The 10,184-nt window shown below is 71.7% G+C and carries 9 protein-coding genes; 1 reads left to right on the top strand and 8 read right to left on the bottom strand.

Features of this window, described 5'->3' with window-relative positions:
• Positions 1-41: 41 nt before the first annotated feature.
• From WBA97_RS10940 to WBA97_RS10920, 5 genes are all read right to left on the bottom strand, one after another.
• Positions 42-1,733, bottom strand: coding sequence for an IucA/IucC family protein (locus WBA97_RS10940; protein ID WP_424230631.1), 1,692 nt, complete (start codon positions 1,731-1,733; stop codon positions 42-44).
• A 53-nt stretch (positions 1,734-1,786) separates the two neighbouring features.
• On the bottom strand, positions 1,787-3,067 hold the full coding sequence (locus WBA97_RS10935) for a lysine N(6)-hydroxylase/L-ornithine N(5)-oxygenase family protein (RefSeq protein WP_424230630.1): 1,281 nt from the start codon (positions 3,065-3,067) through the stop codon (positions 1,787-1,789).
• Positions 3,064-4,362 carry a pyridoxal phosphate-dependent decarboxylase family protein gene (locus WBA97_RS10930; protein WP_424230629.1) on the bottom strand — a complete coding sequence of 433 codons (1,299 nt, stop codon included), beginning with the start codon at positions 4,360-4,362 and terminating at the stop codon, positions 3,064-3,066. The genes WBA97_RS10935 and WBA97_RS10930 overlap by 4 nt, the downstream gene beginning before the upstream one ends.
• Positions 4,363-4,488: 126 nt before the next feature.
• Entirely contained in the window at positions 4,489-5,439 is a 951-nt protein-coding gene (locus WBA97_RS10925; protein WP_424230628.1) for an LLM class F420-dependent oxidoreductase, read from the bottom strand.
• The gene (locus WBA97_RS10920) at positions 5,439-7,520 is read right to left on the bottom strand and encodes a prolyl oligopeptidase family serine peptidase (RefSeq protein ID WP_424230627.1); all 2,082 of its coding nucleotides are present in this window, start codon (positions 7,518-7,520) and stop codon (positions 5,439-5,441) included. Before WBA97_RS10920 ends, WBA97_RS10925 begins: the two co-directional genes overlap by 1 nt.
• Before the next feature lie 110 nt (positions 7,521-7,630).
• Between WBA97_RS10920 and WBA97_RS10915 the strand changes: the two genes are divergently transcribed.
• Positions 7,631-8,539 carry a S1C family serine protease gene (locus WBA97_RS10915; RefSeq protein WP_424230626.1) on the top strand — a complete coding sequence of 303 codons (909 nt, stop codon included), beginning with the start codon at positions 7,631-7,633 and terminating at the stop codon, positions 8,537-8,539.
• On the opposite strand, the gene WBA97_RS10910 is transcribed toward WBA97_RS10915, so the two are convergent.
• The 3 genes from WBA97_RS10910 to WBA97_RS10900 all read right to left on the bottom strand — a co-directional run bounded on the left by WBA97_RS10910 (position 8,468) and on the right by WBA97_RS10900 (position 10,003).
• The gene (locus WBA97_RS10910) at positions 8,468-8,710 is read right to left on the bottom strand and encodes a hypothetical protein (protein WP_424230625.1); all 243 of its coding nucleotides are present in this window, start codon (positions 8,708-8,710) and stop codon (positions 8,468-8,470) included. The genes WBA97_RS10915 and WBA97_RS10910 overlap by 72 nt on opposite strands.
• Positions 8,700-9,071, bottom strand: a complete 372-nt coding sequence (locus WBA97_RS10905) for a hypothetical protein (RefSeq protein WP_424230624.1) — start codon at positions 9,069-9,071, stop codon at positions 8,700-8,702. Before WBA97_RS10905 ends, WBA97_RS10910 begins: the two co-directional genes overlap by 11 nt.
• 161 nt (positions 9,072-9,232) lie before the next feature.
• Positions 9,233-10,003, bottom strand: a complete 771-nt coding sequence (locus WBA97_RS10900) for an ESX secretion-associated protein EspG (RefSeq protein WP_424230623.1) — start codon at positions 10,001-10,003, stop codon at positions 9,233-9,235.
• Positions 10,004-10,184: the final 181 nt, after the last annotated feature.

The raw sequence follows: 10,184 nt of genomic DNA, 5'->3' as shown, positions 1-10,184 counted from the left end.
GGCCGCGAGGGTGCGGGGGCCGCGCGGGCGCGGGTTGACGATCACCACGCGCCGTCCGGGTCGGGTGCGGCGAGCGGGTTCCTGGCGCGGCCGAACCGGACGTCGAACTCGTCGTCGCGGTCGACCTTGTCAAACCCCTGTCCCGCAAGGTGTTCGCGGTTGAGGGTGACCCGCTCGACGTCGTCGGCGAACAGCAGGCAGGCGTCGAACCGGGCCGCGCTCTCCTGGTGCTCGTCGCGGTAGCGGCGCACGATCTCGCGGACCTTCGCCCACAGCGCGGCCCTCGGATAACCGAGGTCGTCGAGCAGGACCTCGGCCAGGAACCGCAGCTGACCGGCGAACACGGAACTGAACAGCGACTGCGCGAGCAGGTGCGGCGCCCACCGCAGCATGTCCGCGTTCGCCTCCGGCGCCAGCGTCGCGTACTCCGGCAGCTCGACGTCCATCAGGTCGACGCCCTGCGCGAAGTCCTTGATCGCCACCCGCACCGGCAGGCCGCGCTCGTCGGTGATCAGGATGAGGTTCTGGCCGTGCGGGCAGAACCCGACGCCGTACCGCAGCAGCCAGTGCAGCAGCGGGGTGAGGAACAGGTCGAGCCAGGCGCCGAGCCACTCCCCGGCGTCCACACCGGACTCACGGATCAGCCGCGTGATCACCGCCTCACCGTCGGGGCCGCGGTAGGGCAGCGCGGCAAACGACAGTGCCCGCTCATCCGCCCCGACCCGCGTGCGCAGCGGCTCGCGCCACAGCGCGCCGAGCGTCTCGTGGAACCGGTAGGGCAGCTCGTCGAGATGTCCGAGCAACGGGTGCCTCACCGACACGCTCGCGACCTCGCCGAGCAGCTCGAACCGGTATTCCTTGTCCAGCAACGGGTCAGCGGCACTGACCGAGCGCAGCCACGTCGTGACCGCTGGCGCGGCGAGCGTCGCGGCCTGCGCGAGCCCTCGGTAGACGAGGGTGTTCCGCACCGAGACGGCGGTCTTCACGTCGCGGCGGGTCGGGTGGGTGATGTTGGCGAGCGTGCGGACGGTCTGGTGCGGCAGGTAGGTGTCCCGGCTCTCCCCGACCGGCACGACGGTGCCCGCCGCCAGCTCACCAGCGTAGAGCGTGCCGATGATCTCGTCGGCCTGCCACGGGTGCACCGGCACGAGCACGTAGTCGTCCGGAGTGGACAGACCGGCGCGGAACTCGCCGAGCTGGTCACCCAGCTCCTCGGACAGCAACTGTTCCTCGGACAGGTCCGCGACGCACCGGAACGCCGCGAAGTCGCGGTGCACCGCGAACCAGCGCAGCGGAAACCCCTGTCCCGCCTCGGGTGCGTACTGTTCGCGGTCCCGTGCGGAGAACCCGACGCGGCCCTTGTTGAGCACCAGCCGGGGATGGCCGGTGAGGTACCCGTCCGCGTGGTCGTAGTCCATGGCGACCAGCTCGGCCGCGGTCGGCGCGTGCGCGAGCCGGGCGGCCTCGTTGGCGACAGTCGCGGTCAGCTCGCTCAGCACGTCCGCGAGCCGCAAACCGGTGAGGCCCAGCTGTTTCCTGGCGTCGACCACGAGCTGCCCCGGGTCCCATGCCGGTTCGCCGTCCCGGGTGGCGCTGTCCGGCTCCACGTGCCACGCCTCGAACGCACCCCGCCGCGCGCGGAACCGGTAGGTCACCCCGGGCAGCGCGAGCACGTACTCGTCACCATCGGCGGTGGGCACGAGCAGACCCTCGTAGCTCAGCTCGCCGAGCATCTTGTGCGTGATCAGGGCACCGGCCTGCCGCCAGGTCGTCAGCACTGGAGTCCTCACAATCCGAAGGTGGTGAACGCGGTCCGCTCCGGCAGCGGGTAGACCTTCTTGCCGCACACCGAGTTCAGGATCGTCGCGGCCCGCCACGCGATGAGCCCGAGGTCCGGCGCGCCGACGCCGTGGGTGTGCCGCTCCGCGTTCTGCACGTAGAGCGAGCCTCGGGTGGCCGTGCCGACCCGGTAGTCGGCGTCGACGACCAGCCGGCCCGCCGCGTCGCGGTCCAGTTCCGTCGCGAGTGGACCGAGCAGGTCACCCAGATCCCGTTCCTGGTAACCGGTCGCGCACACGATCGCGTCGGTCGTGACGGTGGCGTGGCCGCCCTGCTGCACGTGCCGCAGCGACAGCTCGATGCCACCGCCGTTCTCGGTGGCGGCGGTGACCTCCACCCCCGGCGCGAGCACGACGTCCGGCCAGCCGCCGCCGACGGTCCGCTGGTACAGCTCGTCGAAGATCTCGGCGATGGTGTCCCCGCTGATCGCCTTGTGCAGCTGCCACTGCGCGGGCACGAGCCGGTCGCGGGTCGGTTCGTCGAGACCGTGGAAGAAGCGCGTGTAGTCGGGGGTGAACTGTTCGAGTCCGAGCTTGGAGTACTCCATCGGCGCGAACGCCGGGGTCCTGGTGAGCCAGCGCAGCGTGCCCTGCCCGGCCTTGCGGGCCCGCAGCAGGTCGAGGAACACCTCGGCGCCGGACTGCCCGGAGCCGACCACCGTGACGTCAGCGGTGGCGACGAGCCGGTCGCGGGCGGGCAGGTAGTCGGCGGAGTGCAGGGCGAACGGCGTCAGCGGCGCTGGCGTCTTCGGCTCGGTGCCGACGCCGAGCACCACGTTGCGGGCCAGCACCCGCCCGCCCGGTTCGACGTCCAGCTCGAACGCGTCGTCGGCTCCCGACCACCGGATCGCGCGCACGGCCTGGTCGAATCGCAGGTTGGGCAGCCTGCGGCTCACCCATGCGCAGTAGTCGGCGTACTCCGCGCGCGGGATGTGGAACTTCTCCGCGAAGTAGAACGGGTACAGCCGTTCGCGGGCCCGCAGGTACGACAGGAACGACAGGTGGCTCGTGGGGTCCACAAGGGACACGAGGTCGGCGAGGAACGGCACCTGCAGGAAGGCGCCGTCGATCATCAGGCCGGGGTGCCAGCGGAACGCGCTCTCCCGCTCGAAGAACGCGGTGTGCAGCCCGTCGAGCGGGTCCGAGAGCGCCGCGAGGGAGAGGTTGGCGGGACCGATGCCGACACCGACGAGGTCGTAGGGGGCCCCGCCGACCTCGTTGCCGATCACGAGGCGACCAGGTCGAGGAGACCGGCGTACTCGTCGGCGGTCGCGGTGGGCCGCAACAGGGTCAGCTTGAGCCACACCCGCCCGTCGATGGTGGCGCGACCGAGCACGGCGGTGCCGTCCTCGAGAAGCCGGCGCCGCACGGCCGCGAGGTCGTCGTCGGTCGCCCCCACCGGCCGGAAGACCACAGTGGACAGCTCGGGCCGGGCCCACAACGCCAGCCCGGGGTGCCGATCGACAAGCTCGGCGACCGCCCCGGCGACCGCGCAGCAGTGCTCGACGAGTGCCCCCATCCCGTGGCGCCCCAAGGCACGCAACGTCACGGCGATCTTGAACGCGTCCGGTCGCCGCGACGTGCGCAGCGACCGGCCGAGCAGGTCGGGCAGCCCGGCGTCGGTGTCGTCCTCCGCGTTCAGGTAGTCGGCCTGGACATCCAGCGCGGTGAGCGGCCGCCGGGAGGCGAGCACCCCGGCCGCGATGGGCTGCCAGCCGAACTTGTGCAGATCGATGGCGACCGAGTCGGCGTCGGCGAGCCCGTCGAGCAGCGGCGCGAGCCGGTCGCTGAAGAGCGCGGCACCACCGTAGGAGGCGTCGACGTGCAGCCAGGCTTCCGGTGCGGCGGCACGAATGTCGGCGATGGGGTCGATGGCCCCGGTGTCAGTGGTACCGGCGGTGGCGAACACGACGGCTGGCCGGTCGACGCGCGCGAGCACGTCGCGGAGGTGGTCGACCCGCACCCGCCCGTGCGCGCAGTCGACGAGCAGTGGCGCGGGAAGTCCGAGAAGCCACGCGGCGCGGGCGATGCTGTGGTGCGCGTTCCGCCCGCAGACGGCTTGGACGGTGCCGTGCTCCTCGCGGGCGAGTAGCAGCCCGAGCAGGTTGGATTCGGTGCCACCACTGGTGATCACGGCGTCGGTGTGCCCGACGAGGCGAGCGAGCGCAGCGGTCAGCGCGGTCTCCAGCTCGCTGGCGATCGGCGCCTGGTCCCAGGAGTCCATGGAGGGGTTGAGAATGCTGGCGACGAGATCCGCGGCAGCCGAGACGGCGAGCGGCGGCCCGTGCAGGTGCGCGGCGCACCACGGGTGGGTCGGGTCGACGGACCCGAGGACGAGGAGCCTGCTGAGCTGGTCGAGTGCCGCCTTCTCCCCGATCCCGACGTCCGGAAGGAGGTCGACGTCGAGCGTCGCGGCCACCGCGGCAGGCCCGCCTGGCGGCACGGGCCTGGCCGGAGCAGCCCCCGCCATGGCATCGAGTGCCACCGTGACGAGATCACGGACCGACTCGGAACTGGCGAGCATAGGACTCCTTCTTAGGCCAACCTAACTTGAAGTGCACAATACTTGACCCGCTGGTAGAGACCGGTATCACGGTGGCGCCGCCGCCCGGCACGGTCATCCGAACCTGCCGGGCGGCGGTCACGAGGATCAGCTCCGCCCGAGCGAACGCACCACGTCCGACGGATCGTCACCGGTGGGCAGGACCGAGATCACCGGAGTGCTCAGCCCCTGCTCGACGTACTCGGCGACCCGTTCCCTGCACTTCTCCGGCGGCCCGTGCACGATCAGCTCGTCAACGACCTCGTCCGGGATCGCCGCGTTGGCCGCCGCTCGATCACCCGCCGCCCACGCCTCGTGCATCCCGCGCAAGGCGTCACCGCGCCCCAGCCACTCGTGGAACGCCGCGTACACCGGCACCGTCAGGTAACTGGAGATCAGCAACCGGCCGAGGCCACGAGCGGCGTCCGCGTCAGTGGTCGGGCACACGAAGATCCTCGCCACCAGCTCCGGCTCGGGACCCAGCACCGACCGGACCGTTGGCACGTCCGATGGCGCCAGCCAGTTCGTGATCGCACCATCGGCCTCACGGGCCGCCAACCGCAGCATGCCCGGCCGCAACGCCGCCAGCACGACCTGCGGCGGCGGGGTGGGCGGCCGTTCGAGGCGGAACTTCGACACCGCGAACGTCTCATAGGTCTCCGTCACCTTGTCGCCGCGCAGCGCGGCACGCAGGAACCGCAGCGTGTCCCGCGACCTCGCGTACGGCGCCTCGAACGGCAACGCGTTCCACTTCGTCACGATCGTCGGCGTGGACGTGCCGACGCCCAGCACGAACCGGCCAGGCGCCAGTTCGGCGATCGTCGCCGCCTGCATCGCGAGCAGGCCGGCGCCACGCGTGTAGATCGGCGCGATCGCCGTGCCGAGCCGCAGCTCCGGCGCCCATTCCGCGACCAGCGCCAGTGGCGTGAACGCGTCGGTGCCCGCGGTCTCCGCGGACCACACGTCCGTGTACCCCAGATCGGGCAGCGACCGCACCAGGTCCCGGTGCGCGCCAAGTGGCACGCCGGTGAGCGGCAGTGTCAGACCCCAGCGATCCATCACGCCACCCCCAGCGCCGTGCGCAGCCAGCGAATCTGCATCAGCATGAAGTTCTCCGCAACCTCGTCGTCCTGTGGTGTCATGTGAGTGACCCCCGGCAGCGGCAGCAGCGAGTGCGGCCGCCCGGCCGCGACCAGCGCCGCCGACAGCCGCACCGAGTGCGCCACCACCACATTGTCGTCGGCCAGCCCGTGGATGATCAGCAACGGCCGCTCGAGCGCTGGCGCGTCGTCGATCAGCGAGTTCCGGTCGTACACCTCGGGTTTCTCATCGGGATGTCCCAGATATCGCTCGGTGTAATGGGTGTCGTACAGCCGCCACTCGGTCACCGGCGCGCCCGCGATCGCCGCGTGGAACACGTCCGGCCGCCGCAGCACCGCCAGCGCCGACAGGTAGCCGCCGTACGACCAGCCGCGGATGGCCACAGTGGACAGGTCGAGGTCGGGGTGCTCCGCCGCGACGGCCTGCAGCGCGTCGACCTGGTCGGCCAGCGTCGCGCCCGCGAAGTCGAACGCGATCTCGCGTTCCCACTCGGCGCCTCGGCCCGGCGTGCCGCGCCCGTCCGCGATGAGCACCGCGAAACCCTGGTCCGCCAACCACTGTGCACCGAGGTAGGAGTTGCGGGCGGACATCACCCGCTGCGCGTGCGGCCCGCCGTACGGGTCGAGCAGCACCGGCACCTTCGTGCCCGGCTGGTGCCCCGTCGGGTACAGCAGCGCCACCCGCAGGTCGCGCTCGCCGACCGTCATCAGCCGCACGTCCGGCGTCAGCGGCGGCTCGACCGCGAGCGACGCGACCTCGCAGACGACCTCGGCGCCCCGCAGCACCGACACCGCAGGCCCCGCGTGCGCCATGGACCACGCCGCCAGCACCGTGACGTCCCCGCCGCGCGCCGCCGTGTGCACCCCCTCCGAAGTGGACACCTGCGTGACACCGGCGGCGTCCCCGCCTGCCCACCGGTACACGTGCACCTGCGTCGGGTCCTCCGAGGACCCGGTGAACAGCACGTCGTCACCGACATCGAGCACGGACCGCACCTGCAGCCCGGGCGGGGTGACCTCCTTGCCGTCGACGACGAGCCGGTTCCAGCCGTCGACGACCGCGACCCGCACCAGGCGCTCGTCGGCGGTCCACGCGGGCACCCCGGGCACGATCTCCACCCAGCGGTCGTCGGTGTCCTCGGCCAGCACGGTCGTGGCGCCGGTGCCCGCGTCGACCGCGCGGACCGCCATGCGCCGCTGGTCCCTCGGCTGCTGCGCGATCAACAGCGGACCGCCTGCGCTCCAGTGCGCGGAGACGAAGTACTCGTCGTCGCCGCGGTCGACGTCCACCGTGGACCCGTCGAGCCCGACGATCGCGAGCCGCACCGTCACGTTGTCCGTGCCCGCGGCCGGGTAGGAGACCACGTTGGGCTCGGCGTCCGGGTTGGCCGGGTCGGCGATGTGCCACCGGCGGACCGCGCTCCTGTCGGTGAACGCGACCAGCAGCCGGGTCCCGTCCGGCGACCACCAGTACCCGCGCGCCCGCCCCATCTCCTCGGCCGCGATGAACTCGGCGACACCGCACGCCTGGTCCGGCCCGTCCGGCTCGGCCAGCGCCCGGTCGCCGCTCCCGTCGACCGCGACGACCCGCAGCGCGTTGCCCGCGACATAGGCGACGTGGGTGCCCGTCGGGTTCGGCCTGGGGTCGATCGCGGGAGTCTCCGTGGCCAGCTCACGGGTCTCGCCGGTCACCGCGTCGGCGACGAACACCTTGCCGGACAACGCGAACGCGGCGATCCGCACGTCCGCGTCGGTCGCGTCGCCGACCACGCCACCGGCCTGCTCGCGGCTGCGCTCGCGCCGCGTCCGCTCCTCCGGGGACAGCTCCTCGTGCCCGCCGAGCAGCACGTCCGGGTCGGCGAGCCGCGTCTCCTCGCCCGTGGCGACGTCCAGTTTCCACAGAATATGCAGCCGGTCCTCGCCGGAGGCCGAGCGCAGGAAGAGCACGCGTGAGCCGTCCGGCGAGACCTGGAAACCGCGGGGCGTGCCGAGCGTGAAGCGCTGGGTCCTGGCCTGCAGTCTCAGGAAAGAGTTGGTCACCCCAGCACCCTATGCGTTCAGCACTTCAGCCCACTGCCTCGGCCGCGACTCTCAGCCAAGCCTGTGCGCGCTCACAGCGTTCTCTCATGGCGCGAGTGCACCGTGGTGGCATGAGCGAGAACATGACTCCCCCGTGGACCTACCCGGGACCCGCGTACCCACCGCCGCCCGTGCCACCTCGGCAACGGCCGCCGAGGCGCATGCGCGGCGGCACGGTCGCCGTGGTCGTCGCCGCGACCCTCGTCGCCGGTGGGCTCGGCGGCACGATCGGCGCGCTGATCGGTGGTGACGCCGCGACGCGGACCTCCGGGCTGCCGACCGCCACCACCGCGTCCAGCACCACGTCGTCCGGCACCGAGGCCACCGACGTGTCGGCGGTCGCGGCGAAGGTGCTGCCGAGCGTCGTGCAGATCAACGTGCGGTCGCAGCAGGGCGAAGGCCTCGGCTCGGGCGTGATCCTGTCGTCCGACGGCAAGATCCTGACCAACAACCACGTGGTCGCGGCCGGGACCTCGGTGACGGTCACGCTGTCCGACGGCCGCACGGTCGACGCGCGGGTGCTGGGCACCGACCCGTCGAGCGACCTGGCGGTGATCCAGGCCGAGGGTGTCAGCGGCCTGACCGCGGCGACCTTCGGCAACTCCGACGACGTGAAGGTCGGCGACGAGGTCATCGCCATCGGCTCACCCGGCGGCCTGCAGGGCACCGTCACGACGGGCATCGTGTCGGCACTGGACCGCAAGGTGACCGTGCCGGAGGAGCAGCAGCAGGAGAGCCCGTTCCCGCTCACGCGGCAGGAGCAGGGTGGCGGGACGACGTCCTACCAGGCGATCCAGACCGACGCCGCGATCAACCAGGGCAACTCCGGCGGGCCGCTGTTCAACAGTGCCGGTGAGGTCATCGGCATCAACTCCGCGATCTACTCGCCGGTGTCGAGCCCGGACGGGTCAGCGGGAAGCGTCGGGATCGGGTTCGCCATTCCCGGCAACCGTGCCCAGCAGGTGATCGACCAACTGTAGGCCGCCGACCGTGATGCTCGCCCGCTGCGCCTCGCTGATCGCGAGGTCCGCGCGGGTGAGCAGCCAGTCGGCGCGGCGGACCCGTTTGCGCAGGTCACGGGTCTCCCGAAGCAGCACAAGGGAGCCGAGCACGAGCACAGCCCCGGCGACGGCCACCAGCTCAGCGAGCACGGCGCACCTGCACATCGGCCTCCACCCCAGCTGCCGACAGCGACTCCCGCACCTTGCCGACCAGCTTCCGGTGGACCACGTCACGAAGCAGCCGAGGGGTCAGCATGGTGAACGGCCTGGTCAGCACGCTCTCGCGATGGGCAAGCTCGAACAGGTTGAGCAACTCGACCACGATCACGTGCCGGTCACCGGTGCCGAACCCACCGGTCAGCTGCGGCGGAAGCGCGTTCATCCGGTCGGCGACCTGACGGGCGTGCTCCTCGGTGGCGGCCACCTCCCGCCGCAACCGCAACAGCCCGACGACCGCCCCACCCAGCACACCCAACCCGACGAGCACCAACACCAGCGCGATGGTCTCCATAAAGCAACTAGTCCGCCTCCCTGGAATTTAAAAGTGTTGGTATCGACCCAGCGAAAGTTGCGGATCGTGGGTGGTTGGTGGCTGGGTGCCATCACGTTCCCCTGAGGTCACTGTTGGTCAGGCCCAGACCCCCGCACAAAGATCCATGGGACAGGCACTAATCAGCGCGTGGTTAGGGTTCGGTGCATTTCCTGTAGGCGGGCCGCGAGGTCGTTGCGGGTGGCGGGGGCCACCAGGACTCGCTCGTCGCCCTCGGCGACCGGGGTCATGAAGTTCAACCAGCGGCCGGTCGGGGTGTCGGCGTAGCGGAGGGGGGTGCGGGCAGGGGTGCGGCGGCCCATGCGGTCGCGGACGGCGACGTACAGTTCGCCGCTGCCGGTGGTCGGCTGGGAGATGACCTGCTGGACGATCCTGACCTCCGGCGGGGCTGGCCGCATGCCGACGCCTGCCGCGGTGCGTTGGCGGCCGCCTACCGTGGCGAGCATGTCCGAGCGCAGGACGCTGACCGCCTCGCCGCGGGACGGGGGGACCTCCGGGGTCTGGCGCACCAGCGCGTCCGGCAGGGTCTCCGGGCGGATCTGGGTGATCTTCACCGTCGAGCCGTTGCGGACGGCCAGGATCGCCTCGCGGCCGATCGCGCCCGCCAGTACGCCCTTGGTGTTGTCGCCCTCGTTGATCCAGCCGTAGAACTCGGCGCCCGCGCGGCACAGGACCGCCAGCGTCGCGGCCACCTCGACCTCGACGCGGCCGCGCCGGTCCAGGAGGCCGAGGCGCTGGAACTCGTTCCGCGCCTCGGTCTCCAGGCGGTCCTGGTCGGCCTTGCGACGCCACACCGCGGCCGGTTTCAGCGTGACGTGCAGCTCGCCAAGGTTCTCCATGCGCACCAGCCGGGCCAGTGCTTCCATGTGCAGCGTCAGCGGTTTCTCGAGCACCGGTCTATTCGCCGATCACCGGTGGGGCCGTGACCTCGTTGGTGCCGAACGTGTCGTGCGGGTCGGGCTCGACCAGGAACGACGGCCTCTCGTGCTCGCCGTCCTCCTCGCCCTCGCCTTTGCGGCCGCCGCCCCCCATACCGCCCATGCCGCCACCGCGGCCGCCACCGCCGCCGAGGCC

Source organism: Actinophytocola sp. (assembly GCF_049647105.1).
Taxonomy (GTDB): Bacteria; Actinomycetota; Actinomycetes; order Mycobacteriales; family Pseudonocardiaceae; genus Actinophytocola.
This window is presented reverse-complemented; position numbering and strand designations above follow the sequence as displayed.

Coding starts and splice junctions, on each gene's coding strand:
- WBA97_RS10940 (WP_424230631.1), bottom strand. CDS start 1,733: ATGCTCGGCGAGCTGAGCTACGAGGGTCTGCTCGTGCCCACCGCCGAT.
- WBA97_RS10905 (WP_424230624.1), bottom strand. CDS start 9,071: ATGGAGACCATCGCGCTGGTGTTGGTGCTCGTCGGGTTGGGTGTGCTG.
- WBA97_RS10915 (WP_424230626.1), top strand. CDS start 7,631: ATGAGCGAGAACATGACTCCCCCGTGGACCTACCCGGGACCCGCGTAC.
- WBA97_RS10925 (WP_424230628.1), bottom strand. CDS start 5,439: ATGGATCGCTGGGGTCTGACACTGCCGCTCACCGGCGTGCCACTTGGC.
- WBA97_RS10930 (WP_424230629.1), bottom strand. CDS start 4,362: ATGCTCGCCAGTTCCGAGTCGGTCCGTGATCTCGTCACGGTGGCACTC.